The sequence below is a fragment of the Streptomyces rectiviolaceus genome (genome assembly GCF_039533825.1).
Lineage (GTDB): Bacteria > Actinomycetota > Actinomycetes > Streptomycetales > Streptomycetaceae > Streptomyces > Streptomyces rectiviolaceus.
This window is the reverse complement of sequence record NZ_BAAAUG010000156.1, coordinates 26,460-51,989: the sequence shown is the minus strand read 5'-3', so window position 1 is coordinate 51,989 and position 25,530 is coordinate 26,460. Positions and strand designations below refer to the sequence as shown.

Below are 25,530 nucleotides of genomic sequence, written 5' to 3'. Positions count from 1 at the left end.
GGGCACACAGAAGCGGTCATCCACGCAGAGGAGAGAGAACCCGGTGGTCAGCAACGATCAGCGGCGGCGTCAGCTCGCCCGGGAGAAGTTCTTGCGGCAGCAGCAGCGCCGGGAGGCCGCGCGGCGCAGGGCGCGGATGCGCAACGCGGTGATCGCCTCGGCGCTCGCGGTGGTCGTGGCCGGTGGCGCGGTGTCGTACGCGGCGGGTGCCTTCGACGACGACGGCAACCCGAAGGACGGCGCGAACGCGAGCCCCACCACCAAGCCGGACCCCTGCGAGAAGCCCGCGAGCGGCAAGGTGAAGCCGCTCAGCTTCAAGAAGGAACCGGCGCTGACGATCGACAAGTCGGCGGATTACGCGATGAAGCTGAGCACCACGTGCGGCGACATCGACCTCGACCTCTCGGCGGCGAAGGCCCCGCACACGGTCAACTCTTTCAACTTCCTGGTGAACAAGGGCTATCTCGACCACACCAGGTGCCACCGGCTCGTCTCGGGCGGCATCTACGTCCTGCAGTGCGGCGACCCGAAGGGCACCGGGAAGGGCGGCCCCGGCTACTCGATCCCGGACGAGAACCTCAAGGACAAGCGTCTGAAGGGGAACGTGTATCCGGCGGGCACGGTCGCGATGGCCAATCAGTACAACGCCGAGGAGAAGAAGGGCCGGGACACCGGTGGCAGCCAGTTCTTCCTCGTCTACCAGGACAGTCAGCTGCCACCCGACTACACACCGTTCGGGACCATTTCCGATTCCGGGATGAAGGTGCTCAAGAAGATTGCCGACGCCGGTGAGAGCACCGGGCAGGGCGAGGGCGCCCCGAACGCGACGGTCGTCATCGACAAGGCGACCGTGTCGAAATCCTGACCGCCGGCGGGCAAACTTCGGACGCGCGGGATGCGGACAGCCGCCCCGCCGGTCGCCTATGTTGGCGGTGACGAAACTGTGGACGATGCCGGGGGCCCCGAGGCCCTGCGCAGGCATCATGTGGAGGAGGCGCTGTGAGCAGCGACCCGTGGGGCCGCGTCGACGAGACGGGGACCGTGTACGTGCGCAAGGCCGACGGCAGTGAGCGCGAAGTCGGTTCGTGGAAAGCGGGATCTCCTGATGAGGCCCTTGCCTACTTCGAGCGCAAGTATGACGGTCTGGTCGTCGAGATCGGACTTCTCGAGCGCCGGGTGAAGACGACCGACCTGTCGGCCAAGGACGCCATGACCGCCATCGACCACCTGCGCCAGCAGGTGGTCGATGCACACGCGGTCGGCGATCTGGACGCCCTGAGCACGCGCCTGGACAAGCTCGTCGAGACCGTCGACGCGCGCCGTGAAGAGCGCAAGGTCCAAAAGGCCAAGCAGTCGGACGAGGCGAGGCACGCCAAGGAGGCGCTGGTCGTCGAGGCCGAGGAGCTCGCGCAGAGCGAGCAGTGGCGGGCGGCGGGCGAGCGGCTGCGCGCCCTGGTGGACACCTGGAAGGGTCTGCCGCGCCTGGACCGCAAGTCGGACGACGAGCTGTGGCACCGCTTCTCGCATGCCCGCTCGGCGTTCTCCAAGCGGCGCAAGGCCCACTTCGCCTCGCTGGACGCCCAGCGCGAAGAGGCCCGCAAGACCAAGGAGAAGCTGGTCGGCGAGGCCGAGGCCCTCTCCGGTTCGACGGACTGGGGTCCGACGGCCGCGCGGTACCGCGACCTGATGACCGAGTGGAAGGCCGCGGGCCGCGCCCAGCGCGAGCACGAGGACGACCTGTGGAACCGCTTCCGCGGCGCCCAGGACGTGTTCTTCGCGGCGCGCAGCGCGGTCTTCGCGGAGCGGGACGCCGAGCAGACGGAGAACCTGAAGCTGAAGGAGGAGCTGGCCGAGGAGGCCGAGAAGCTCGTCCCGGTGAAGGACCTCAAGTCGGCTCGCGCGGCCTTCCGTACGCTCAACGAGCGCTGGGAGGCCATCGGCCACGTCCCGCGTGACGCGCGGCCGAAGGTCGAGGCCCGGATGCACGCGGTGGAGCGCGCCCTGCAGGACACCGAAGAGGCCGAGTGGCGCCGTACGAACCCTGAGGCGCGGGCGCGTGCCGAGGGTCTGACCGGTCAGCTGCAGGCCGCCGTCGACAAGCTCGTCGAGCAGATCGAGAAGGCGCGCGCGGCGGGCAACAACGCCAAGGCGGACAAGCTCCAGAGGGAGCTCGACGGCCGTCAGGCACTGCTCGACCAGGCGCTGAAGGGTCTGCACGAGTTCGGCGGCTGAGGCACGGGCGACCGGACATCGAACGGCCCGGCAGGTGGCATTGCCCACCGGCCGGGCCGTTCGCTGTCCAGCGGGTCTACGCCGTGGTGCGTGCGCCCCCGTACTCGGCGATGTCCAGCGCGTGCTTGAGGACCTCGCAGGCCTGGATGTGGTTGCCGGACTCCTGGAGCAGGTCGGCGAGCCTGCGGCAGACCAGGACGGCCTCGGGCCCGTACACCTTGTGCACTTGTTGGAACGCCAGCTCCAGCACCTCGATGGCCTCGCGGATCTGCCCCGTCCCGGCGAGCAGCTCCGACAACTCCAGCTGTACGGCGAGCAGTTCGCCCTGGCCGCCGCTGACCTGCTCCTGGAGCGCGAGGCGCAGGACGGGCAGGGCGTCCCTGGTGTTGCCCTCGGCCCGCAGCAGCCGGGCGACGTTCAGCCCGGTGGCGACCACGGCCGCCCGTACGTCCGTGGCGAGCACCGGGCCTGCCGGCGCGGTGCGGCCGGCACGGGCCTTGTTGCGGGCGAAGGAGAGGCGGCCGACGCCGTTCTCCTGTGAGCGCTGCGGCAGGGGTCTGTTCTTGGCGCGCAGCCGCTCCTCCAGGACGCGGTAGAGCGTTTCGAGGTCGATCAGCTCGGGGCCGCCGGGGACTCCGCCGCGCAGCACGGTGAGCAGCTCTCCGGTGAACGCCGTATAGCGCTCGCCGTCCGGTGCGAGGGCCAGGCGGTCGCGGGGCGAGGCGGTGAGGACGTACGCCCCGTCCACGGCGGCCTGTGCGGCGAGTACGTCGCCGCCCGCGAGGGTGCGCGCGGCGCGGCCGCTGAAGCAGCAGTCGAGAACGACGATCTTGCGCCGGGCGCGGGACGCGCGCAGGGCGGAGCGCAGGTGCTGGTAGGCGACCGCGGTGTAGCCCATGGTGTCGCGGGAGTCGCCGAGGGCGAGGTACAGATCCGCGGACTCGGAGTCCCGCATGCCGTGTCCCGCGTAGTACACGATCAGGGTGTCCGTGGCCTCGTCGCCCGCCTGGTGCACCGGGTCGAGCATCGCGGGAGCGCTCTGCGGGTCGGTCACCACGGCGCAGTGCTGGACGGGGAGGCCCCAGACGGTGGAGTCGCACAGCTCGGCCGCCAGGTCCACCACATTGGCCTCGACGGCGGGGAGTTGGGGCAGGTGCCGGTAGGACGCGGTGCCTATGAGGACGGCCCGGGAGCGGCCCGGGTCAGGAAGAGCCGTCATCGGCCGTGCCTCCCTCGGCCCGCTCCAGTACCTCCATGACGCGCCGCAGGGTCTGCTCGTCGCGCGCCGCTTCCTGGGTGAGCTCCACGCGTACGTCGCCCCGGCTCAGGACGAGGGCCGGGGCCCGGCGGCGCGAGAGCTGCCACTGGAGTACGGAGACGACGAGGGCGGCGGTGGACAGCGTGCTGCCGAGGGCCAGTTGGAGAACGTCGAACCCTGTTCCCATGTGATCGGCGGGGGCGGGCGTGGCCGCCCCGACGCGGCCGCGGAGCTGTCCGGCGAGGGACTCGTCCTCGTGCAACCAGCGGGCCAGGGAGCGTAGTTCCTCCTCGGTGTCGGCCTCGTCCCCCGACACCGCCACCATCAGGTCGGTCACTGCCCGCTCCCCCTTCTCTGGTCCACGTGACGGTTCACTCTGGCCAGGAGCTCCACGGCCTTGTCACCGGCGCCCAGCCTCGCCAGGCAGACGGCGTGCCAGTACTGGCTGGTGAGCGTGGTCGGGTGTGCCGGGCCGAGCGAGGAGAGGCAGACGGGCACCACCGCCGCCAGCATCTGTGCGGCCTCCTGCAGTTGACCGCGCAGCACGAGGTTGACCGCCTCGCGCTGGCGGGACAGGGCGCTCTGCGGGGTCATGCTGCTGAGCACGATGCGGCGGGTCGCGTCGCTGAGCGTCGGTGGCCGCAGCGGGTCGGCCTCCTCGGCCCTGGCCTCCGGGACGGCTTCGTCCCAGTCGTACTCGGGGAGCCCCTCGGCGTCCTGCGCCGATGCGGCCAGGCCACGCACCGCGTCGTCCCTCAACTGGTCCGCCACGAGCGCGGCCAGGGCGTCCCTGCCGTCCTCAGCGCCCTGCGCGAGCAGCGCTTCCGCGGAGTCCGCGCGCTGGGGCCGGTCCGCGGGGTCCTGTGCGCAGAGCCGGTCGACCAGGTCGAGCAGGCCGTCGGGGCGGGTCAGGCCACGGCCGCTCAGGCGGGGGATGCCGTCGCCGAGCGCGCTCTCCACGATGGCGCCGAAGTCCACCGTGTGGGTGCCGAACGGCAGCTCGCCGGTGAGCATGAGGTACATACAGGCGCCGAGGCCGTACAGGTCGGCGGACGGTCCCGGTGCCGCGCCCCGGATGGTCTCGGGGGCCATGAACTGGGGGGTTCCGACGAGCTCCCCGGTTCTGGTGATCGCCCTCTCCCCGGCAAGCCGGGCCAGGCCGAAGTCGTGCAGTACGGCGCGCCCGTCCCGGTTGATCCCGATGTTCGACGGCTTGACGTCACGGTGCAGTACTCCGGCCTCGTGGGCCGCGGTGAGCCCGCGGACCACGTCGAGCGCCACCCGCGCGACGACGGCCGTGGGCAGCGGCCCGGTCCGCGTCACGAGCTCGGCGAGGCTCAGGCCGTCGAGCACCTGCATCACGAGGTACGGCGTGCCGTCGGCCACCCCTACGTCGAGCAGGGTGACCACGCCGGGGTGGTGGATCCGCGCCAGGGCCTGCGCCTCGCGCAGGAACCGGTCACGGGCCTCGTCATCCTCGGCGAGGCCCTCCACGGCGGTCAGCAGCTTCACGGCCACCCGCCGGCCGAGCCGGGTGTCCTCGGCCTCGTGGACCACGCCCATGCCGCCGCGCCCGAGCGGCTTGAGCAGCCGGTAGCGCCCGGCCACGAATAACCCCGCCGCCCCCGCACCGTCGTCCATCGCCCTCTCCCCCCTTGGACTCCGCGGGCCCCGCTCAGGGCCTGCGCGCCGACGTCACCCTGTAGACGTCGTACACACCTTCTACTCCCCTGACCGCCTTGAGCACATGGCCCAGGTGCTTGGGGTCGCCCATCTCGAAGGTGAAGCGCGAGGTGGCGACCCGGTCGCGGGAGGTCTGGACGGCCGCGGACAGGATGTTCACGTGCTGGTCCGAGAGGATGCGCGTGACGTCCGAGAGCAGGCGCGAGCGGTCGAGTGCCTCGACCTGGATGGCCACCAGGAAGACCGAGGACTGGGTGGGCGCCCACTCGACCTCGAGGATGCGCTCGGGCTCGCGGGAGAGCGAGTCGACGTTCACGCAGTCACTGCGGTGAACCGATACGCCGCTGCCGCGCGTGACGAAGCCGATGATCGGATCCCCGGGCACGGGCGTACAGCAGCGGGCCAGCTTGACCCAGACATCCTCGACGCCCTTGACGACGACACCGGGGTCGGCGTTGGCGCGGCGCTTGCTGCGGCCTCGTGAGGGCGGCGTGCTCTCGGCGATGTCCTCGTTGGCGGCCTCCTCACCGCCGAGCGCCTGGACGAGCTTCTGCACGACGGACTGCGCGGTGACGTGGCCCTCGCCGATCGCCGCGTAGAGGGACGAGATGTCGGGGTAGCGCATCTCGTGCGCCAGCGTGACGAGCGAGTCGCCCGTGAGGATCCGCTGGATCGGCAGGTTCTGCTTGCGCATGGCGCGCGCGATGGAGTCCTTGCCCTGCTCGATGGCCTCGTCGCGGCGCTCCTTGGAGAACCACGCGCGGATCTTGTTGCGCGCCCGAGGTGACTTGACGAAGCCGAGCCAGTCGCGGGACGGGCCCGCGCCGGCCGCCTTGGAGGTGAAGACCTCCACCAGATCGCCGTTGTCCAGGGTCGATTCGAGCGGCACGAGCCGTCCGTTGACCCGCGCTCCTATGGTGCGATGGCCGACCTCGGTGTGCACCGCGTACGAGAAGTCGACCGGGGTCGCGCCCGCCGGGAGCGCTATGACGTCGCCCTTCGGCGTGAACACGAAGACTTCGTTGCGCGACAGGTCGAAGCGCAGCGACTCGAGGAACTCGCTGGGGTCCTCGGTCTCCTTCTGCCAGTCCAGGAGCTGGCGCAGCCACGCCATGTCGTTGAGGTGGTCGTCCTTGCCACCGGTCTTCCTCGGTACGTCCGTACGCACCTTGGAGGCGCCGGCGGACGGCTCCTGCTTGTACTTCCAGTGGGCGGCGATGCCGTACTCGGCACGGCGGTGCATGTCGAACGTACGGATCTGGAGCTCGACGGGCTTGCCGCTGGGGCCGATCACTGTCGTGTGCAGCGACTGGTACATGTTGAACTTCGGCATCGCGATGTAGTCCTTGAACCGGCCGGGGACCGGATTCCATCGCGCGTGGACCGTGCCGAGGGCGGCATAGCAGTCGCGGACCGTGTCGACGAGGACGCGGATGCCCACCAGGTCGTAGATCTCCGCGAAGTCACGGCCGCGGACGATCATCTTCTGGTAGACGCTGTAGTAGTGCTTCGGGCGTCCGGTGACCGTGGCCTTGATGCGGGCCGCGCGCAGGTCGGCCTGGACCTCGTCGGTCACTATGGCGAGGTACTCGTCGCGCTTGGGGGCGCGCTCGGCGACCAGGCGCACGATCTCGTCGTACATCTTGGGGTAGAGGATCGCGAAGGCGAGGTCCTCCAGCTCCCACTTGATCGTGTTCATGCCCAGGCGGTGGGCCAGGGGCGCGTAGATCTCGAGGGTCTCGCGGGCCTTCTTCTCCTGCTTCTCGCGCTTGAGATAGCGCATCGTGCGCATGTTGTGCAGGCGGTCGGCGAGCTTGATGACCAGGACGCGCGGGTCCTTGGCCATGGCGACGACCATCTTGCGCACGGTCTCGGCCTGCGCGGCCTCGCCGAACTTGACCTTGTCCAGCTTGGTGACGCCGTCGACGAGCAGGGCGACCTGGTCGCCGAAGTCGCGCTTGAGGGTGTCCAGGCCGTACTCGGTGTCCTCGACCGTGTCGTGCAGGAGCCCCGCCATCAGGGTGGCCGGATCCATGCCGAGCTCGGCGAGGATGGTCGTCACGGCGAGCGGATGCGTGATGTACGGATCGCCGCTCTTGCGCTTCTGGCCTCGGTGCCACCGCTCCGCGACCTGGTAGGCCTTCTCGATCTGGCGCAGCGTGGCCGTCTCGATCTTGGGGTCGTTGCTGCGCACTATCCGCAGCAGCGGCTCCAGGACCGGGTTGTACGGATTGGAGCGCTGGACGCCGAGGCGGGCCAGGCGGGCGCGTACGCGGTTGGAGGAGCCGGAGCGCTCGTTCTTGGCCGCGGTGGGGCGTGGAGTGGGCGTCGTGCTGCCCGCACGGGCCTCGGTGGGGGGCTTGGGGCGCGACGGATCGGCGGCCGGCTTGTCGCCCTTGGCGCTGTCACCTGCGGGCGTGCTCGGTGCGGGCTTGGTGCTGGGAGGCGTGCTCTCCTGCTTCGCCGGCGTCACGCCCTTGGCGGGCGTCGCGCTCTTCGCTTGCGCAGCGGCGGACGCCGCCGCGCGCTGGGCCTGCTCTGCGGCCTTGGCGGCGGTGAGTGCCTTGGACTCGTCTGGCAAGAGGCGCTCCCTGTGCGCGATCCGGGTCCCCCGGTCAGGCCCCGAAGAGCCCATGGTATCGATCCTGGACCTTCGGCTCGCCCTCAGCTCGTGAGACGGCTCTCTACGGGAGAAACGCCTGAGGTCTCCACACCGCGAACCCGGGGTCTCTACAGGAGGAACATCTGAGGCGGGCGCCGGATTCCTCCGGGCCCGCCTCAGGGTGTGCGTGGTGGCTGCTCAGACGCCTCAGGACGCCTCAGACGGTGAGGAGGGCCGCCAGCGGGGCGCCTTCCAGAGCCGTCTCCAGCTTGGCGCGGCCCCCGAGGAAGCCGAGCTCCATCAGGACCGCCACACCGGCGACCTGGGCGCCCGCACGGCGGATGAGCCGCAGGGACGCCTCGGCGGTGCCGCCGGTGGCAAGGACGTCGTCGATGACCATGACGCGGTCGTCCGCGGCGAGGTCCTCGGCGTGCACCTCGATCTCGGCGCTGCCGTACTCCAGGTCGTACGACTGGCTGAGCGTCGCTCCGGGGAGCTTGCCCGCCTTCCGTACGGGGATGAAGCCGAGCCCCGCGCGCAGGGCGACCGGGGCGCCCAGGATGAAGCCGCGGGCCTCCAGGCCGACGATCTTCGTGGCGCCGTGCCGCACCGCGAGGCCCGCGAGGGCCTCGGTCAGTGCGGCGAAGGCCTCCGGGTCCGCGAGGAGCGGCGTGATGTCCTTGAACATCACCCCGGGCTCGGGGTAATCGGGAACGTCCCGGATGCGGCTGAGCAGCAGCTCCGTCGTCCCGGCGAGCTCGGTCATCGGCGCTTCCCCGAAGGACGGCCGCGGCCCCGGCCCCGCGAGGCCGGCTGCGAGCGCGGGCCGACGACGCCCGCGGGGGCGGCGTCCTCCGGCAGGTCGTCCTGCGGCTCGTCGTCGTAGCCCTGCTCCGCGCTCTCCACGGACTCGCCCTTGGCCGCGGCAGCGGCACGCTTGGCGAGGACGCGCTTCTTGAGCGCCTTCATCTGCGGCTCGGTCTCCTTGAGGTCGGCGACGAGCGGCGTGGCGATGAAGATCGAGGAGTACGCACCGGCCGCGAGGCCGACGAACAGCGACAGCGAGATGTCGTTGAGCATGCCCGCGCCGAGGAAGCCGCCACCGATGAAGAGCAGTCCGGCGACCGGCAGCAGCGCGACGACCGTGGTGTTGATCGAACGCACCAGGGTGCTGTTGATGCTGCGGTTGGCGACCTCGCTGTAGGTCCACCGCGTCTGCTTGGTGAGGTCCTTCGACTGCTCCTTCAAGCTGTCGAAGACCACGACGGTGTCGTAGAGCGAATAACCGAGGATCGTCAGCAGACCGATGATCGTGCCCTGTGTGACCTCGAAGCCCACCAGTGCGTACACACCGACGGTGATCGTGATGTCGTGGATCAGGGCGATCAGCGCGGCGAGCGCCATGCGCCACTCGAAGGCGATCGCCAGATAGATCACCACAAGGACCATGAAGATGATCAGGCCCGTCCAGGCCTTCTGGCTGATCTGCTCACCCCAACTGGGGCCCACGAGGTCGGCGTTGATGGCGTCGGCCTTGAGGTCCATGTCCTTGGCCAGATCCGCCTTGATCTGGTCGGACTTGGCGGTGTCCACACCGGCGACCTGGATACGCAGACCGCCCGAACCCAGCTCCTGGACGACCGCGTCGTGACCGGAGGCCTCTTCCGCGTACCTTTCGGCCTGCGCGACCGAGACGCTGGTCTTCGGGGTGGTGAAGACGGCACCGCCCTCGAACTCGATGCCCATGTTCAGGCCGCGCACCGCCAGGCCGACGATGGCCGTGATGGTGATCAGGATCGAGATGCCGTACCAGATCTTGCGCTTGCCGACGAAGTCGTAGCCGACCTCACCGTTGTAGAGCCTGGCGCCGAGACTGCCGAGCTTCGACATCTCACGCCTCCTTCGGGTCGACAGGGCCAGCGGCAGAACCAGTGGCACGGCGGGTGCGTCGCAGCGGCGGCTTGGCGCCGAGCCGCTTCGGGTCGAGGCCGGACCACTTGTGGCCGTTCGCGAAGAACTTCTTGCGCGCCATCAGGGTCATCAGCGGCTTGGTGAAGAAGAACACCACGACGACGTCGAGCAGCGTGGTCAGGCCGAGCGTGAACGCGAAGCCCTGCACCTTGCCGACCGTGACGATGAAGAGCACCGCGGCCGCGAGGAACGACACGAAGTCGGAGACCAGGATGGTGCGCCGGGCACGCGGCCAGGCGCGCTCGACCGCGGGACGCAGCGTGCGTCCCTCTCTGATCTCGTCCCTGACACGTTCGAAGAACACGATGAACGAGTCCGCCGTGATGCCGATCGCAACGATCGCACCACACACCGCGGGCAGGTTCAGGGTGAAGGAGATGGCCGGGCCGAGCAGCGTCATCAGGGTGTACGTCAGGGCTGCCGAGACCAGGAGGCTCGCGATGGCGATCAGCGAGAGGCCGCGGTAGTAGACCACCAGGTAGATGATGACGAGCGCGAGGCCGATGGCTCCGGCGATCAGACCGGCGTGCAGCTGCTCGCCGCCGAGGGCCGGGCTGACGGTGGTGACGCTCTGCTCGTGGAAGGTCAGCGGCAGCGCGCCGTACGACAGGATGTTGGCGAGGTCCTGGGCCGACTCCTGGGTGAAGCTGCCGGAGATCTCGGCGTTCGCGCTCAGCGTCTGGTTGACGCTGGGGGCCGAGGCGACCTCGCCGTCGAGGACGATGGCGAACTGGTTCATCGGCGGCTGCTGCTGCGAGAGCTTGCTGGTCGTCTGGGAGAACTTCTTCGAGCCACCGCTCGTGAAGTCCATGTTGACGACCCAGGCACCACTCTGCTGGTTGATGGTCGCCTTGGCGTCGTCGACGTCCTTGCCGTTCAGCTCGGCAGGACCGAGAACGTACTTCTCCCACTGCCCCGCGTTGTTCTTGCCGCAGGCCACGGTCTGCTCGGACGGCTTGATGCCGTCGCCGACCTTGCCGCGGGCCGCCTTGTCGGTGCAGTCGAGTTCGGTGAACTTCTTCTGCAGCGCCGCGGTGGCCGGGTCTGCGGACGGGGTGGGGGTCGGCGCGCCCTTGTCCTTGTCGCTGCCCTTGTCCGAGGCCTTCGGAGTCGGGGTCGCGTCGGCCTTCAGGCCGTCGGTGACGGCGCGGCCCTGGGAGGTGGGAGAGCCGGAGGCGGTCGGGGTCGAGGACGCCTTGCCGTCGCCCTTCTCGGTCGCCTTGTCCGGGTCCGCGCCCTTGTCCTTCTCCTTGTCCTTGCCGGACGAGGCGGACGGCTCGGGGGTGGGCTCACCGCTGGCCACCGTCAGGACGGGACGGAAGTAGAGCTGAGCGGTCGTGCCGACCTGCTCGCGCGCCTGCTTCTCGTTCGTGCCCTTGGGGATGTTGACGATGATGTTGTCTTCGCCCTGGGTCTGCACCTCGGCCTCGGACACACCCAGACCATTGACGCGGTTGTTGATGATGCTGACCGCGGTGTTCATGTTGGTCGGGTTGATCGCGCTCTTCTTCTGGCCCGGCTCGTCCTTCGCCTGGAGCGTGATGCTCGTGCCGCCGGCGAGGTCGATGCCGAGGCGAGGCGTGGTGTTCCCGGAGAGGAACATCCCCCCGGTGAGCGCCACGAGGGCGATCAGGATGAAGACCAAAGAGCGTCCCGGCTTGCCCGGGGCGCTCTGCCTTCGGCCCTTCTTGGGTGCTGCCACCTTCTCGTTCTCCCTGTCCAACCGCCCGGCGTCCGGTGCACTGCCCCATCGCTGAGCGGGGAGTTCCCGGGTTGGGCGGCCATGAAATGGTGTCGAGCCCCGTCACGAAACCCACGCACTACGGGGGCCGTGGCAGCGCGAGCGGCGCGCCCCACGGACCCCGGTGGTGGCTACTTCGTGTCGGACTCGCCGTCGGTCTTCTTCGGCTCGGCGTCGTCGGCCTTGGGAGCGCTGTCCGCGTCCTTCTTGCCGAGGTCGATGGGCGAGTCGTCGGAAGCGTCGGCGGCGGGCTCGTCGGTCTCGGTGAGGGAGGAGGCGTCGTCCGGGACGACAGGGTTGTCCGACTTCAGGTCTTCACTCGTGCCGTGGACGATGCGGTTGTACTCGTCGTCGTCCAGGACGGCGCCCACGGAGTTCTTCGCGTAGAACGCGTGCACACCAGGAGCCACCTCAAGGAGGACGGCGTCGTCGTGAACCTCCTTGACGGTGGCGTACATCCCCCCGATCGTGCGGATGCCGGTGCCGGGCTGCATCTCATTGCGCATCTGCGCGGCCGCCTGCTGCTTCTTCTTGGCGGAGCGCGTCATCAGGAACATGGCCCCGATGAGCACGATGAAGGGGAGGAGGGTCACGATATTCACGGGACGGAGTTTCCTTCGCATGACCGCGCAGATAAGCGGCCTGATGGACGGGGGTGGGCACGCCGCCCACAAGGGCGGCATCGGCGGAGTCTAAGCGAGTCCGCACCTAAGGAACAACGCTCAGCATGGCACCGCAGTTCCTGACCGTGCGAGTACGCGCGCCGTCACGCCCCGAACAGGTCCCCTTGTCCGATTCCGCCCGCCTGCCGCGGCGGAACAAGGCCGAGATGCGCCCATGCGGCGGGCGTCCCGACCCGGCCGCGGGGGGTGCGCGCGAGCAGCCCCTCCCGTACCAGGAAGGGCTCGGCGACCTCCTCGACCGTCTCGCGCTCCTCGCCCACGGCGACCGCGAGCGTCGACAGGCCGACGGGGCCGCCGCCGAAGAGCTTGAGCAGGGCCTCCAGGACGGCGCGGTCGAGGCGGTCCAGGCCGCGGGCGTCCACCTCATAGACCTTGAGGGCCGCGCCCGCGATGTCCCTGTTGATCACGCCGTCGGCCTTGACCTGGGCGTAGTCCCGCACGCGGCGCAGCAGGCGGTTGGCGATACGGGGCGTGCCGCGCGAGCGCCCGGCGATCTCGGTGGCACCCGCCGGGTCGATCTCCACGTCGAGCAGCTGTGCGGAGCGGTGGATCACGCGCTCCAGCTCGGCCGGTTCGTAGAACTCCATGTGCGCGGTGAAGCCGAAGCGGTCTCGCAGCGGCGGCGGCAGCAGGCCCGCGCGGGTGGTGGCGCCGACCAGGGTGAAGGGCGGCAGTTCCAGCGGGATGGCGGTGGCGCCGGGGCCCTTGCCGACGATGACGTCGACACGGAAGTCCTCCATCGCCATGTAGAGCATCTCTTCGGCGGGCCGGGACATCCGGTGGATCTCGTCGAGGAAGAGCACCTCTCCCTCCTGGAGGGAGGAGAGGATCGCGGCGAGGTCGCCCGCGTGCTGGATGGCCGGGCCGCTGGTGATGCGGATCGGGGCGCCCATCTCGGCCGCGATGATCATCGAGAGGGTGGTCTTGCCGAGGCCGGGAGCGCCGGAAAGCAGGACGTGGTCGGCGGTGGCGCCGCGCGCGCGGGCCGCGCGCAGGACGAGGTCGAGCTGCTCGCGGACCTTCTCCTGGCCGATGAACTCGCCTAGGTCCTTGGGGCGAAGAGCGGCCTCGACCGCCTGGTCCTCGCCGTCGGCGACAGAGTCCACAAGCCGCTCCGCGGCGGGTCCGACGAGCCGCTCGGCCGCGCCCGCCGCGGCGGTCGTGTCGTCGGTCGTCTCGTCCCAGTTCATGAGCTCGCCTCGCGATGTGGTTCTGGTGATCAGGGGGTGGCGAATACCAGCGGGTGCCGGCGAATACCAGCAGGTGCTAGCGGGTGCGGTTCAGTGTCTGCAGCGCGGCCTTGAGGAGCTGGCCCACCTGCGGCCTCTCGGAGGCCTCGGCCTGCGGGGTGACGGCGGTGACGGCTTCGTCCGCCTCGCGCGTCGCGTACCCCAGGCCGATGAGCGCCGCATGCAGCTGGTCGCTCCAGCCCGCGGTGACAGGGGCGCCGATCGCGGGGCCTCCGTTCCCGAGGGGCTGGCCGAGGCGGTCCTTGTACTCCAGGAGGAGCTTCTGGGCGCCCTTCTTGCCGATGCCCGGGACCGCGGTGAGCGCCTTCTCGTCGCCGGTGGCGACCGCGCGGCGCAGGGCGTCCGGGCTGTGCACGGCGAGCATGGCCTGCGCCAGGCGCGGTCCGACGCCGCTCGCGGTCTGCAGGAGCTCGAAGGTCTGGCGCTCGTCGTCGTCCGCGAAGCCGTACAGCGTGAGGGAGTCCTCGCGGACGACGAGGGAGGTGGCGAGCTTGGCCTGCTGGCCGATCCGCAGGGTGGAGAGGGTGTTCGGCGTGCACTGGATGGCCATGCCGACGCCGCCGACCTCGACCACCGCCGTATCGGGGGCGAGGGCGGCGACGGGGCCGCTGACGAAGGCGATCATGCGGTACGGCCTTTCTGTGCTGGTGCGGTCTTCGATGCGTGCAGGGCCGCGGCCTGCTGGAGACGGTTCTGGGCGACTGCCTGCTGGAGCCGGTTCTGCGCAGGGGCGCGCCAGATGTGACAGATGGCGAGGGCGAGGGCGTCCGCCGCGTCCGCGGGCTTGGGCGGTGCGTCGAGCCGCAGGAGGCGGGTGACCATCGCCCCGACCTGCGCCTTGTCGGCGCGGCCGCTGCCGGTGACGGCGGCCTTGACCTCGCTGGGTGTGTGCAGGGCCACGGGGATGCCGCGCCGCGATGCGCAGAGCATGGCCACGGCGCTTGCCTGGGCGGTACCCATGACCGTACGCACGTTGTGTTGGCTGAACACCCGCTCCACGGCGAGGACTTCGGGGTCGTGCTCGTCCAGCCACTGCTCGATGCCCTGCTCGATGGCGACCAGGCGGTGACCCAACTCGGCGTCCGGCGGCGTCCGTACGACACCGACGCCGCGCATGGTCAGCTGCCGCCCGGCGACCCCGTCGACGACGCCCACGCCGCACCGGGTGAGCCCGGGGTCCACCCCCAGTACGCGCATGCGCGTCCTCCCCTTGTCGCGGCGACGATCTTTGACTTCACGCCAGGCTATCCGTTACCACCGACAACAGCGGCGGGCCGGTGGACGTGTGTCCCATCCGGCCCGCCGAAACTGCTCAGCTCGCGGCAGCGCTACGCGTCGACCTTCTCCATGACCTCGTCGCTCACATCGAAGTTGGCGAAGACGTTCTGGACGTCGTCGCTGTCCTCGAGCGCGTCGATCAGCTTGAAGATCTTCCGCGCGCCGTCCTCGTCGAGCTCGACCTGCATGGTCGGGACGAAGTTGGCGTCGGCCGAGTCGTACTCGATGCCGGCCTCCTGGAGCGCGGTGCGGACCGCGACCATGTCGGTGGCCTCGGAGAGGACCTCGAAGGACTCGCCGAGGTCGTTGACCTCTTCGGCACCGGCGTCAAGGACCGCACCCAGGACGTCGTCCTCGGCCAGCTCGCCCTTGGGGACGATCACGACGCCCTTGCGGTTGAAGAGGTACGAGACGGAGCCCGGGTCGGCCATGGAACCGCCGTTGCGGGTCATCGCGACGCGTACGTCCGATGCCGCGCGGTTGCGGTTGTCGGTGAGGCACTCGATGAGCACCGCGACGCCGTTCGGTCCGTAGCCCTCGTACATGATCGTCTCGTAGTCGGCGCCACCGGCTTCGAGACCGGCACCGCGCTTGACCGCGGAGTCGATGTTCTTGTTCGGGACCGAGCTCTTCTTGGCCTTCTGGATGGCGTCGAAGAGGGTCGGGTTACCGGACACGTCGGCGCCGCCCGTACGGGCCGCGACCTCGATGTTCTTGATCATCTTCGCGAAGAGCTTGCCGCGCTTGGCGTCAATCACGGCCTTCTTGTGCTTCGTCGTAGCCCATTTAGAGTGGCCGGACATCTGCCTGTCTCCTTCGCGTTACCCAACTGTACGAACGCAGAGATCCTACTAGGATCCCGCCGCCGCGTGCCCCCGCACCATCCCGACGAACAGCTCGTGCACGCGATGGTCGCCCGTCAGCTCGGGGTGGAACGACGTGGCGAGCGCGTTGCCCTGGCGCACGGCGACGATGTGTCCCTCGTGCTCGGCGAGCACCTCGACGCGCGCGCCTACGGACTCGACCCAGGGGGCGCGGATGAAGACACCCTCCACGGGGTCGCCGTCGATGCCGGCGATGTCGACGGCCGCCTCGAAGGACTCGTTCTGCCGCCCGAAGGCGTTACGGCGCACGATCATGTCGATGCCGCCGAAGGTCTCCTGCTCGGAGCGCGGATCGAGGATCTTGTCGGCGAGCATGATCATGCCCGCGCAGGTGCCGTAGACCGGCATACCGGCGCGCACGCGCGCGCGAAGGGGCTCCAACAGGCCGAACAGGGCGGCCAGTTTGGAGATGGTGGTGGACTCACCGCCGGGGATGACCAGGCCGTCCACATCGGCCAGCTCTTCGGGGCGCCTGACCGGCCTGGCCACGGCGTCCGCCGAGGCCAGGGCGATCAAGTGCTCCCGTACGTCGCCCTGGAGTGCCAGGACGCCGACTACAGGGGTGTCAGTCATCTACGTAGTGCCTTACCAGCCACGGTTCGCGTAGCGCTCGGCCTCGGGGAGGGTGTCGCAGTTGATGCCGACCATGGCCTCGCCGAGGTTGCGGGACGCGTCCGCGATGATCTTGGGGTCGTCGTAGAAGGTGGTGGCCTTCACGATGGCGGCGGCGCGCGCGGCCGGGTCGCCCGACTTGAAGATGCCGGAGCCGACGAAGACGCCCTCGGCACCGAGCTGGCGCATCAGGGCGGCGTCGGCGGGGGTGGCGACGCCACCGGCCGAGAAGAGGACCACCGGCAGCTTGCCGAGCTCGGAGACCTCCTTGACCAGCTCGTACGGGGCACGCAGGTCCTTGGCGGCGGCGTACAGCTCGTTGTTGTCGAAGCCGCGCAGCTTGGCGATCTCGTTCTTGATCTGGCGCAGGTGGCGCACGGCCTCGACGACGTTGCCGGTGCCGGCCTCGCCCTTGGAGCGGATCATGGCCGCGCCCTCGGCGATGCGGCGCAGGGCCTCGCCCAGGTTGGTGGCGCCACACACGAACGGGGTCGTGAAGGCGAACTTGTCGCTGTGGTTGACCTCGTCGGCCGGGGTCAGGACCTCGGACTCGTCGATGTAGTCGACGCCGAGCGACTGGAGCACCTGGGCCTCGACGAAGTGGCCGATGCGGGACTTGGCCATGACCGGGATGGAGACGGCCTCGATGATCTCTTCGATCATGTTCGGGTCGGACATCCGGGCCACGCCGCCGTCCTTGCGGATGTCGGCCGGAACCCGCTCCAGCGCCATGACGGCCACCGCGCCGGCGTCCTCGGCTATCTTCGCCTGCTCGGCGTTGACGACGTCCATGATGACGCCGCCCTTGAGCTGCTCGGCCATGCCGCGCTTGACGCGCGCGGTGCCGGTCTCGGGCGACTGGTTGCTGCTGGGGAGGGTGCTGGACACGGAGTTGACCTCGCTCGCTGAAGACGGGTTACTGCGTCTACGAGGAAACTCCCGACCACCAGTCCACAGCAAGGGCCAATGGATGACCGGTGGCTCATTTTTCCCGGACGCCCCTGGTCAGCGGCCCGAAGATCCCTGGTCAGCGGCGTGCCCGTCGGCCCGTCCCGTCAGGGGTTCTGCGTCGTCGCGCGGTCGGCGAGGGCGACCGGCGGTTCGTCGTCCATCTCGAAGGCCATCGGGAAGGGCGCGTGGCCCGCGAGGCGGAACCAGCGGACCTTGCGGTGCCTGCGCAGGGCGCGGGCCGCGCGTACGGCGTCGTTGTGGAAGCGCCGGGCCATCGGCACCCGGCGCAGGGCCGCGGCCAGCTCGGCCGCCGCCTCGTCGCCGCCCGGAGCCTCGCGCACCGCCTCGACCTGCTGCACCTCGCCGAAGATCGCGCGCAGCGCCTGGCTGAGCTCGCTCTCGGCGACCTCGCGGTGCTCCTCCTCCGCCTGTCGGGCCGCGTGCGCCGCCTCGTAGAGCACGATGGAGGCCGCGGGGTCGAGCACCCCCGAGGTGGCCAGCTCCTGGGCGACCGAGGCGCGGCGCAGCAACTGGGCGTCGAGGGCGGCGCGGGCCGCGTCGATGCGGGCGTGCAGCCGGTCGAGCCGGCCCGCGGTCCAGCTCAGGTAGAGGCCGATCGCGAAGAGGGCTACCGCGATCCAGATCAGTGTCGAGGTCACCGGGGGAAGGCTAGTCGCATCGGCGGCGCCGCTTCACCGCCGGGCTCCCGGGCGGTGCACCCGGAGCCCGGCGAGCGGTCAGTCCCGCGCCAGTCCGAACCGCGCCCGCAGACCCGAGCGTTCATCGGCGGCCACCGCCGCCGCCCCGTCCGCCACCGTCTCGTACACCGAGAGGATGTCGGCGCCCACCGTCGACCAGTCGAAGCGGCGCACGTGCTTGCTGCCGCGCTCGCGCAGCTCCTCGCGGCGCTTGGGGTCGCCGAGGAGGCGCAGGGCCCCCGCGGCCAGCGAGTCCGCGTCCTCGTTGGTGAACAGGTCGCCCGCGGCTCCCTGGTCGAGGACCTGTGCGAAGGCGTCCAGATCGCTGGCGAGGACGGGTGCGCCCGCAGACAGCGCCTCGACCAGGATGATCCCGAAGCTCTCGCCCCCGGTGTTGGGAGCGACGTACACGTCGACGCTGCGCAGCAGCCGCGCCTTGTCCTCGTCGCTGACCATGCCGAGGAACTCCACGCGCTCCCGCATCTCCACGGGCAGCGAGGAGACGGCCTCGTGCTCGTCGCCGCGGCCCGCGACGAGCAGCCGGGTGTCGGGGCGCTCGGCAAGGATCTTCGGCAGCGCCTTCATCAGCACCGGAAGGCCCTTGCGCGGCTCGTCGATGCGGCCGATGAAGCCGATCGTCCCGCCCTGCCACTCCTTCTTGGGCTCGACCCTGGCGAAGAAGTCGACGTCCACGCCGTTCGGGATGACGACCGCGTCCCCGCCCAGGTGCTCGACGAGCGTGCGGCGCGCGTACTCGCTCACCGCGATGCGCGCGCTGATCTTCTCCAGGGCGGGCTGCAGGATCGGATACGCCGCGATCATCGCCCGTGAGCGCGGGTTGGACGTGTGGAACGTCGCGACGATCGGGCCCTGCGCCGCCCAGCACGTGAGCAGCCCCAGGGAGGGCGAGGTCGGCTCGTGGATGTGGATGACGTCGAACGTGCCGTCGTGCAGCCAGCGCCGCACCCGCGCGGCCGACAGGAACCCGAAGTTGAGCCGGGCCACCGAGCCGTTGTACGGCACCGGAACGGCGCGGCCCGCCGACACGACGTACGGCGGAAGGGGGGTCTCGTCATCCGCCGGAGCCAGGACGGACACCTCGTGCCCGAGGCGGATCAGGTGCTCCGCGAGGTCGCGGATGTGGAACTGGACGCCGCCCGGCACGTCCCACGAGTAGGGGCAGACGATGCCGATCCTCACGGGGCGGTCCCCTCGGCGGGTCGCACGGAGTCGTCAGCGGGCCCCTTGGCTGGGTCGAGATCAGCGAGCCACAAGCGCTGCAGCATGTGCCAGTCCTCCGGATGGTCGGCGATACCCGTGGCGAAGGCGTCTGCCAGCGCCTGCGTCATGACAGACGTCTTCTCCGTGCGGGTACCTGTCTCGGGGACATCGATGGGGGCGTGAATGCGCCCCTTCATGACGGGCGACTCGTCGTACCAGAGGGTGACGGGCAGCAACAGCGCTCCCGTCTGCTGCGCGAGGATCGCGGGGCCCGCGGGCATCCGCGCGGTGTCCCCGAAGAACTTCACCTCGACGCCGGACGCCGAGAGGTCCCGGTCGGCCACGAGGCAGATCAGCCCGCCCGCGCGCAGCCGCCGTGCCAGGGTGCCGAAGGCGGAGCCGCCCTCGTGCGGAAGCACCTCCATGCCGAGGCTTTCGCGGTAGGCGACGAAGCGGTCGTACAGCGTCTCGGGCTTGAGCCGCTCGGCGACCGTCGTGAACGGCGTCTCGAGCTTCGTGGTGACCCACGCGCCCGCCAGGTCCCAGTTGCCCAGGTGCGGAAGCGCGATGATGACGCCCTTGCCGGAGGCGAGGCCATCGGTCAGGTGGTGGACGTCCTTGACGTCGAAGCCTTCCCTGATGCGCTCCCGGCTCCAGGACGGCAGCCGGAACGACTCCATCCAGTAGCGCAGGTACGAGCGCATGCCCGCCTTGGAGAGCTCGGCAAGGCGCTCCGGGCTCGCGTCGGGCACCACGCGCGCGTAGTTCGCCTCGAGGCGCAGGACGCCCTTGCCGCGGCGCTTCCACACGGCGTCGGCGATGGTCCGGCCCAGGCGCACCGCCACCGGTTCGGGGAGCTTCTTGACCGAGCTCCAGGCGGCTCCGTAGAGCGCGTCGGTCAGTCGTTCCTTCACGACGTGGCCTCACTCTCCTGCGCCTGGGCGTCCGTGGCAGCGTCCGCCTCCGCGGACTCCTTGCGCACGGTCACCACGCGCTGGATCAGCGTGACGAGACTGCCGACGGCGACGGCCCACAGGGCGATGGGCAGCAGTACGTCGATGCCCGGGACCCCGAACTTGTGCAGCCCCGCGAGGCCCGCGGCGACCAGCGTGATCACCAGGCGTTCGGCGCGCTCCACCAGGCCGTTGACCGCGACGGGCAGGCCGATCGCCTCGCCGCGCGCCTTCGTGTAGGAGACCACCTGGCCGCTGGCCAGGCAGAAGATGGAGACGGCGCACAGGATGTTGTTGTCGCCCGAGCCCGCGTACCAGAGCGCGAGGCCGCCGAAGATCGCGCTGTCGGCCACCCGGTCGAGCGTCGAGTCCAGGAAGGCTCCCCAGCGGCTGGAGCGTCCCAGCTGCCGTGCCATGTTTCCGTCGATGAGGTCGGAGAACACGAAGAGCGTGATGACGATCGTGCCCCAGAAGAACTCTCCGCGGGGGAAGAAGACCAGCGCGCCCGCCACCACACCGGCCGTGCCGATGAACGTGACCGCGTCGGGGCTCACGCCGCGACGGATGAGAAACGCGGCGAACGGTGTGAGAACACGCGTGAAGAATGCACGCGCGTACTTGTTCAGCATGGCCTTCCCGAGGGGTCGGTGAGCCGCGCGGCCCTGTTGGCCACCGGCTGGCCCATCGTAGTCACGCCCTTGACGGACCGGCTCGCCCCCTCACGATCGCGTACGACGTATGGACGCACAGTGACCCGAGTGGAAAGCTCGAAAGCACCGCGGGCGTCGCAGGAGCCGACCCGCACACGGCCCCGCGTGTCCGCGAGCAGCCAGCATCCCCGAGGGGGCTGTGCCTCCTCACCGTGCACGTGACCGGGAGGCCAAGGCATGGGCGACAAGGCGAACGCACACCCCGGAGCCGCCGGCAGGGCTACAGCGGCCGACCACCCCGCCTCCGTACGGAATGTGGTGCTGGTCGGCCACAGCGGATCGGGCAAGACGACTCTGGTGGAGGCCCTCGCGCTGACCGCGGGGGCGGTGAACCGGGCGGGCCGTGTGGAGGACGGCACCGCGGTATCCGACTACGACGACATCGAGCACCGGCAGCAGCGCTCGGTACAACTGTCCCTGGTCCCCGTCGAATGGGGCGGCTACAAGATCAATCTCCTGGACACCCCCGGGTACGCCGATTTCGTCGGGGAGTTGAGGGCCGGTCTGCGCGCGGCGGACGCGGCCCTTTTCGTCGTTTCGGCAGCCGACGGCGTGGACGGCGCGACCCGCATGGTGTGGGAGGAGTGCGCGGCGGTCGGCATGCCGCGCGCCATCGTGGTGACCCACCTGGAGGCGGCCCGCGCCGACTTCGGCGAGATGACACGGACCTGCGCCGAGGCCTTCGGGGCTGACGACCCCGACGCCGTCCTTCCGCTGTACCTGCCGCTGCACGGCGCCAAGGGGCCGGACGGGCACGCACCGGTGACCGGCCTGGTCGGGCTGCTCTCGCAGCGGATCTTCGACTACGCGTCCGGCGAACGCAAGGAGTCCGAACCGGGCGAGGAACAGCTCCCGCTCATCGAGGACGCGCGCAACAAACTGATCGAGGGGATCATCGCCGAGAGCGAGGACGAGTCCCTCATGGACCGCTATCTCAGCGGCGAGGACATCGACTTCAAGACGCTCGTGGACGATCTGGAGCGGGCCGTGGCGCGCGGCATCTTCCACCCCGTGCTCGCGGCGGCGCCCGCGGCCGAGGGCGCCCGGCAGGGCATCGGCACGGTGGAGCTCCTCGAGCTGATCACGGGCGGCTTCCCCACCCCCCTGGAGCACCCGGCGCCCGCCGTCACCACACCGGGCGGCAAGGCGCGGCCCGCGGTCACCTGCGATCCCGACGGCCCGCTGGTCGCCGAGGTCGTGAAGACCGCCTCCGATCCCTACGTGGGGCGCGTCTCGCTCGTACGCGTCTTCTCCGGCACCCTGCGCCCCGACGAGACCGTGCACGTCTCCGGGCACGGCCTGGCCGACCGCGGCCACGAGGACCACGACGTCGACGAGCGCATCGGGGCGCTCTCCTCCCCCTTCGGCAAGCAGCAGCGCTCGCTCGTCAGCTGCATCGCGGGCGATCTGGCCTGCGTCGCCAAGCTGAACCGCGCGGAGACGGGCGACACCCTTTCGGCCAAGGACGATCCGCTCCTGATGGAGCCCTGGGACATGCCCGACCCGCTCCTGCCGCTCGCCATCCAGGCGCACAGCAAGGCGGACGAGGACAAGCTCTCCCAGGGGCTCTCCCGGCTGGTCGCCGAGGACCCGACGATGCGCCTGGAACAGAATCAGGACACCCACCAGGTGGTCCTGTGGTGCCTGGGTGAGGCCCATGCGGACGTCGCCCTGGAGCGGCTGCGCAGCCGGTACGGCGTGCAGGTCGACGTCGTGAACCACAGGGTCTCCCTCCGGGAGACGTTCGCCGGCAAGTCGGCGGGGCGCGGCCGCCACGTGAAGCAGTCCGGCGGCCACGGCCAGTACGCGATCTGCGAGATCGAGGTCGAACCGCTGCCGGGCGGCAGCGGCATCGAGTTCGTCGACAAGGTCGTGGGCGGCGCCGTGCCCCGGCAGTTCATCCCGTCCGTCGAGAAGGGCGTGCGCGCGCAGGCCGCGAGGGGTGTGGCCGCCGGCTACCCCCTCATCGACGTACGCATCACGCTGCTCGACGGCAAGGCGCACTCGGTGGACTCGTCCGACGCCGCGTTCCAGACGGCGGGCGCGCTCGCCCTGCGCGAGGCCGCGGCCGACGCCAAGATCCACCTCCTGGAGCCGGTGGCCGAGGTGCGGGTCCTGGTCGGCGACGAGCATGTGGGCTCGGTGATGAGCGATTTCTCGGGGCGCCGCGGCCGGGTGGTCGGGACCGAGCAGGCGCCCGGCGGGCGCACGCTCGTACGGGCCGAGGTGCCCGAGATCGAGATCGGGCGGTACGCCGTGGATCTGCGGTCCCTCTCGCAGGGCACCGCGCGCTTCAGCCGCACCTACGCACGCCACGAACCCATGCCGTCACAGCTCTCCGAGAAGATCCGTGAACAGGCCCAGGACGTCTCCTAGTTGAGCGACCGCGAGGGGAACACCAGCCGGATGCCGCCCGCCCCGCCCCTCGGGACGGGCGGCATCCGGAGGTCCCCTGCCGGATGTCGGTGCGCACCGATACGCTGATGACCTGATCAACAGGTGTGCCAGGCAGGGAAGTCGGGAAAAGCCGCAGCAGCGAACGAATTGCGGCGATGGGGGCGGCAGTGGCGGATGACGTATTCGACTTCAGGCCCGGGGCCCAGGTCCCGCTGTCCGGGGCCGCAGGACAGACGGCGGCGACCCACGCCCTCGCGTCGGCCGCGTACCGCGACGACAAGGCGAAGAAGATCCTCGACGCCAACAACGAATGGCACAAGTCAGAGGTGAAGGACGGCCTTTGGTCGCTCTTCGCGCCGAACCTGGGCGAGGCGTTCTCCCGTGCCGTGCAGGTGCGGATGCTGGGCGGCGCCCGCAAGCCGCTCATCCAGTCCTTCGGCACGGAGCCGCAGTCGGTGGTCGAGCACTGCCTCGCGGCGAACCGCATCCGCAAGGAGCGCGACAGCTGGCTCACCGCCGTGATGGCGCTGTGCGGGCTGCTGTTCCTGCCCGGACTCCTCGTCTGGCTGCTGCTCTTCACCGCCAAGCAGGCGGTCGTCAAGCGGGACAACAAGCGGGCGAGCGCGATCGCCACGGCCGTCCTGGTCGCCATGGGCGTCCTCGCCGTGATCTTTCTCATCAAGCTGCCGATCGGCGGCCCCCTCGGCTGGTACATACGCGCCGCGATCGTCGTCCCCGTCCTTGGCTGGTTCTGGGCCAAGATGATCGCCGAGCGCACCGCGCGGGACCTGCGCGACCGCTGGGGTGGTCTGCTCTCCGGCGGCGGCATCGGCGCCAAGATCCCCGAGGCGGTGCCGGGCAGCCCGGGCGAGACGGCCGCCGAGCAGCTGCGCCAGGGCCTGGCGCGCCTGTCGGCCGAGCAGCAGAGCAACTCGGTGTTCTACGCAGGCCCCAAGGGAATACTGGGCATGGGCACGCGCTGGGGAAGCTGGCAGCTCGCCGAGGAGCTGGTCTCCGGCAAGGAAGGCACGGAGATCCACCCGTTCCGCAGCTGGGACGTCATACGCGCGGTGCACGACCAGCTGCGCCTCCTCGAGCGCGGCCCGCTGCACACCGGCGGCTTCCCGACCCCGTCGATAAAGCACTGGATCGTCTCCCCCATCGGGGAGAACGCGAAGGCGGTCTCCCGCCCCGGCGGCACGGAGGTCGAGGCCTTCCAGGTCCGGGGCCACGAGATACAGCGGATCTGCAACGAGCAGCAGTTCGGCAGCGGCAACCGGCACTATCTGGGGGTCCAGTTCACGCTGTGGGACGGCCAGTTGGTGATCACGATGCTGATCACGGTGACGGTCCTGCACGAGACCCTGCGCATCGAGGTCACAGGACACGCGCTCGGACCGGTCCACTCGCTGTTCACCAGCAAGCCCGACCCCAAGGTCAAGAAGGTCTCCAAGCCCATCAAGTTCTGGGAGACCACCGAGCGCAAGCTGCCGCTTGTCGACGCCGACGAGGTCGTACGCCTCGCGGTGCGCGCCCCCTTCACCTGGTATCCGCCGATCCTGGACCACCTCGGCGGCAAGCTGGTGCTGCCCGAGCCCTTCGGCCTGCGGCACGCCTGGGCGGACAAGCCGTGGCGCCACCGCTTCATGGCCGACGACGCCTTGCGCGCGGCCACACCGGTGCTGCGCGTGGTGCACTCGGCGGCCATCAAGGTCCTCGAGGAGAACGGCGTCGACACGGAGAAGTTCGGCACACGCTCCGGCTTCCTCAGCGGCGCGGTCCAGGACCCGATGCCGAGGAAGGCGGACGTGTACGACGCGTGACCGGGGTGATCGCTAGAGGGCGGGGGCGGGCCAGGCGTCGGCCAGCATCTTGCGGGTGTCCGCGAGCAGCTGCGGCAGCACCTTGGTGTGGCCGACGACCGGCATGAAGTTCGTGTCCCCGCCCCAGCGCGGCACGAGGTGCTGGTGCAGATGCGCGGCGATGCCGGCGCCCGCCACCGTGCCTTGGTTCATGCCGATGTTGAAGCCGTGCGCGCCGGACGCGGTGCGTAGTGCCGTCATGGCCTGCTTGGTGAACTCGGCGAGCTCGGCCGTCTCCGGGACGGTCAGCTCCGTGTAGTCGGCGACATGGCGGTAGGGCACGACCATCAAGTGGCCGCCGTTGTACGGGTAGAGGTTGAGCACCGCGTACACCTGCTCGCCGCGCGCGACGACCAGACCGTCCTCGTCGGATTTGGCCGGGATGGAACAGAAGGGACAGCCGTCGTCGGCGCCCGGACCGCTCGGCTTGTTCTCGCCCTGGATGTACGCCATCCGGTGGGGCGTCCACAGGCGCTGGAACGCGTCCTGCGTCCCCACTCCGATCTGCTGCTCCGGCTCACTCGTCATGCAGTGAAGCATATGA

At 70.1% G+C, this 25,530-nt stretch carries 23 protein-coding genes; 4 read left to right on the top strand and 19 right to left on the bottom strand.

What is annotated here, in order from left to right:
• The first annotated feature begins 43 nt into the window (after positions 1-43).
• Complete coding sequence (locus ABD378_RS35225; RefSeq protein WP_344527862.1) at positions 44-865, top strand: peptidylprolyl isomerase; 822 nt, start codon at positions 44-46, stop codon at positions 863-865.
• A gap of 134 nt (positions 866-999) precedes the next feature.
• On the top strand, positions 1,000-2,232 hold the full coding sequence (locus ABD378_RS35220; protein ID WP_344527860.1) for a DUF349 domain-containing protein: 1,233 nt from the start codon (positions 1,000-1,002) through the stop codon (positions 2,230-2,232).
• A 76-nt stretch (positions 2,233-2,308) separates the two neighbouring features.
• Here ABD378_RS35220 and ABD378_RS35215 read toward each other — a convergent pair whose 3' ends face one another.
• The 18 genes from ABD378_RS35215 to pgsA form a co-directional block, all read right to left on the bottom strand.
• Positions 2,309-3,451, bottom strand: coding sequence for a caspase, EACC1-associated type (locus tag ABD378_RS35215; protein WP_344527858.1), 1,143 nt, complete (start codon positions 3,449-3,451; stop codon positions 2,309-2,311).
• On the bottom strand, positions 3,435-3,827 hold the full coding sequence (locus tag ABD378_RS35210) for an effector-associated constant component EACC1 (RefSeq protein WP_344527856.1): 393 nt from the start codon (positions 3,825-3,827) through the stop codon (positions 3,435-3,437). The genes ABD378_RS35215 and ABD378_RS35210 overlap by 17 nt, the downstream gene beginning before the upstream one ends.
• Positions 3,824-5,131: a serine/threonine-protein kinase gene (locus tag ABD378_RS35205; protein ID WP_344527854.1), complete on the bottom strand. Its 1,308-nt coding sequence runs from the start codon at positions 5,129-5,131 to the stop codon at positions 3,824-3,826. Before ABD378_RS35205 ends, ABD378_RS35210 begins: the two co-directional genes overlap by 4 nt.
• Before the next feature lie 34 nt (positions 5,132-5,165).
• A complete protein-coding gene (locus tag ABD378_RS35200; RefSeq protein ID WP_344527852.1) occupies positions 5,166-7,754 on the bottom strand; it encodes a RelA/SpoT family protein in 2,589 nt (862 codons plus the stop codon).
• A 238-nt stretch (positions 7,755-7,992) separates the two neighbouring features.
• The gene (locus tag ABD378_RS35195) at positions 7,993-8,541 is read right to left on the bottom strand and encodes an adenine phosphoribosyltransferase (RefSeq protein WP_344527850.1); all 549 of its coding nucleotides are present in this window, start codon (positions 8,539-8,541) and stop codon (positions 7,993-7,995) included.
• Positions 8,538-9,665: a protein translocase subunit SecF gene (gene secF, locus ABD378_RS35190; protein WP_344527848.1), complete on the bottom strand. Its 1,128-nt coding sequence runs from the start codon at positions 9,663-9,665 to the stop codon at positions 8,538-8,540. The genes ABD378_RS35195 and secF overlap by 4 nt, the downstream gene beginning before the upstream one ends.
• Position 9,666: 1 nt before the next feature.
• Complete coding sequence (gene secD / locus ABD378_RS35185; RefSeq protein WP_344527845.1) at positions 9,667-11,448, bottom strand: protein translocase subunit SecD; 1,782 nt, start codon at positions 11,446-11,448, stop codon at positions 9,667-9,669.
• Positions 11,449-11,618: 170 nt separating this feature from the next.
• A complete protein-coding gene (gene yajC / locus ABD378_RS35180; protein ID WP_344527843.1) occupies positions 11,619-12,089 on the bottom strand; it encodes a preprotein translocase subunit YajC in 471 nt (156 codons plus the stop codon).
• A gap of 164 nt (positions 12,090-12,253) precedes the next feature.
• On the bottom strand, positions 12,254-13,360 hold the full coding sequence (ruvB, locus tag ABD378_RS35175; protein ID WP_344527841.1) for a Holliday junction branch migration DNA helicase RuvB: 1,107 nt from the start codon (positions 13,358-13,360) through the stop codon (positions 12,254-12,256).
• 76 nt (positions 13,361-13,436) lie between these two features.
• Entirely contained in the window at positions 13,437-14,045 is a 609-nt protein-coding gene (gene ruvA / locus ABD378_RS35170) for a Holliday junction branch migration protein RuvA (RefSeq protein ID WP_344527839.1), read from the bottom strand.
• The gene (gene ruvC, locus ABD378_RS35165; RefSeq protein WP_344527837.1) at positions 14,042-14,617 is read right to left on the bottom strand and encodes a crossover junction endodeoxyribonuclease RuvC; all 576 of its coding nucleotides are present in this window, start codon (positions 14,615-14,617) and stop codon (positions 14,042-14,044) included. The genes ruvA and ruvC overlap by 4 nt, the downstream gene beginning before the upstream one ends.
• A gap of 131 nt (positions 14,618-14,748) precedes the next feature.
• Positions 14,749-15,501, bottom strand: coding sequence for a YebC/PmpR family DNA-binding transcriptional regulator (locus ABD378_RS35160; protein WP_344527835.1), 753 nt, complete (start codon positions 15,499-15,501; stop codon positions 14,749-14,751).
• Between the two features lie 48 nt (positions 15,502-15,549).
• The gene (gene pdxT / locus ABD378_RS35155; RefSeq protein ID WP_160503799.1) at positions 15,550-16,155 is read right to left on the bottom strand and encodes a pyridoxal 5'-phosphate synthase glutaminase subunit PdxT; all 606 of its coding nucleotides are present in this window, start codon (positions 16,153-16,155) and stop codon (positions 15,550-15,552) included.
• A 12-nt stretch (positions 16,156-16,167) separates the two neighbouring features.
• Complete coding sequence (pdxS, locus tag ABD378_RS35150; RefSeq protein WP_160503800.1) at positions 16,168-17,082, bottom strand: pyridoxal 5'-phosphate synthase lyase subunit PdxS; 915 nt, start codon at positions 17,080-17,082, stop codon at positions 16,168-16,170.
• Between the two features lie 167 nt (positions 17,083-17,249).
• On the bottom strand, positions 17,250-17,804 hold the full coding sequence (locus tag ABD378_RS35145; RefSeq protein ID WP_344527831.1) for a LemA family protein: 555 nt from the start codon (positions 17,802-17,804) through the stop codon (positions 17,250-17,252).
• 78 nt (positions 17,805-17,882) lie between these two features.
• A complete protein-coding gene (locus tag ABD378_RS35140) occupies positions 17,883-19,043 on the bottom strand; it encodes a glycosyltransferase family 4 protein (protein WP_344527829.1) in 1,161 nt (386 codons plus the stop codon).
• The gene (locus ABD378_RS35135) at positions 19,040-19,978 is read right to left on the bottom strand and encodes a phosphatidylinositol mannoside acyltransferase (RefSeq protein ID WP_344527827.1); all 939 of its coding nucleotides are present in this window, start codon (positions 19,976-19,978) and stop codon (positions 19,040-19,042) included. The genes ABD378_RS35140 and ABD378_RS35135 overlap by 4 nt, the downstream gene beginning before the upstream one ends.
• Positions 19,975-20,646 carry a phosphatidylinositol phosphate synthase gene (gene pgsA, locus ABD378_RS35130; protein WP_344527825.1) on the bottom strand — a complete coding sequence of 224 codons (672 nt, stop codon included), beginning with the start codon at positions 20,644-20,646 and terminating at the stop codon, positions 19,975-19,977. Before pgsA ends, ABD378_RS35135 begins: the two co-directional genes overlap by 4 nt.
• A 258-nt stretch (positions 20,647-20,904) precedes the next feature.
• Between pgsA and ABD378_RS35125 the strand changes: the two genes are divergently transcribed.
• Entirely contained in the window at positions 20,905-23,103 is a 2,199-nt protein-coding gene (locus ABD378_RS35125) for an elongation factor G-like protein EF-G2 (RefSeq protein WP_344527823.1), read from the top strand.
• Between the two features lie 176 nt (positions 23,104-23,279).
• Complete coding sequence (locus ABD378_RS35120) at positions 23,280-24,947, top strand: hypothetical protein (RefSeq protein WP_344527821.1); 1,668 nt, start codon at positions 23,280-23,282, stop codon at positions 24,945-24,947.
• A gap of 12 nt (positions 24,948-24,959) precedes the next feature.
• Here ABD378_RS35120 and ABD378_RS35115 read toward each other — a convergent pair whose 3' ends face one another.
• Complete coding sequence (locus tag ABD378_RS35115) at positions 24,960-25,526, bottom strand: HIT family protein (protein WP_344527819.1); 567 nt, start codon at positions 25,524-25,526, stop codon at positions 24,960-24,962.
• Positions 25,527-25,530: the final 4 nt, after the last annotated feature.

What these genes read in the sequence shown, in the direction of transcription:
- secF (WP_344527848.1), bottom strand. Translation starts at nt 9,665, where the DNA reads ATGTCGAAGCTCGGCAGTCTCGGCGCCAGGCTCTACAACGGTGAGGTC.
- pdxT (WP_160503799.1), bottom strand. Translation starts at nt 16,155, where the DNA reads ATGACTGACACCCCTGTAGTCGGCGTCCTGGCACTCCAGGGCGACGTA.
- ruvA (WP_344527839.1), bottom strand. Translation starts at nt 14,045, where the DNA reads ATGATCGCCTTCGTCAGCGGCCCCGTCGCCGCCCTCGCCCCCGATACG.
- ABD378_RS35205 (WP_344527854.1), bottom strand. Translation starts at nt 5,131, where the DNA reads ATGGACGACGGTGCGGGGGCGGCGGGGTTATTCGTGGCCGGGCGCTAC.
- ABD378_RS35160 (WP_344527835.1), bottom strand. Translation starts at nt 15,501, where the DNA reads ATGTCCGGCCACTCTAAATGGGCTACGACGAAGCACAAGAAGGCCGTG.
- ABD378_RS35125 (WP_344527823.1), top strand. Translation starts at nt 20,905, where the DNA reads ATGGGCGACAAGGCGAACGCACACCCCGGAGCCGCCGGCAGGGCTACA.
- ABD378_RS35115 (WP_344527819.1), bottom strand. Translation starts at nt 25,526, where the DNA reads ATGCTTCACTGCATGACGAGTGAGCCGGAGCAGCAGATCGGAGTGGGG.
- pgsA (WP_344527825.1), bottom strand. Translation starts at nt 20,646, where the DNA reads ATGCTGAACAAGTACGCGCGTGCATTCTTCACGCGTGTTCTCACACCG.
- ABD378_RS35120 (WP_344527821.1), top strand. Translation starts at nt 23,280, where the DNA reads ATGGGGGCGGCAGTGGCGGATGACGTATTCGACTTCAGGCCCGGGGCC.
- ruvC (WP_344527837.1), bottom strand. Translation starts at nt 14,617, where the DNA reads ATGCGCGTACTGGGGGTGGACCCCGGGCTCACCCGGTGCGGCGTGGGC.
- ABD378_RS35195 (WP_344527850.1), bottom strand. Translation starts at nt 8,541, where the DNA reads ATGACCGAGCTCGCCGGGACGACGGAGCTGCTGCTCAGCCGCATCCGG.
- ABD378_RS35215 (WP_344527858.1), bottom strand. Translation starts at nt 3,451, where the DNA reads ATGACGGCTCTTCCTGACCCGGGCCGCTCCCGGGCCGTCCTCATAGGC.
- ruvB (WP_344527841.1), bottom strand. Translation starts at nt 13,360, where the DNA reads ATGAACTGGGACGAGACGACCGACGACACGACCGCCGCGGCGGGCGCG.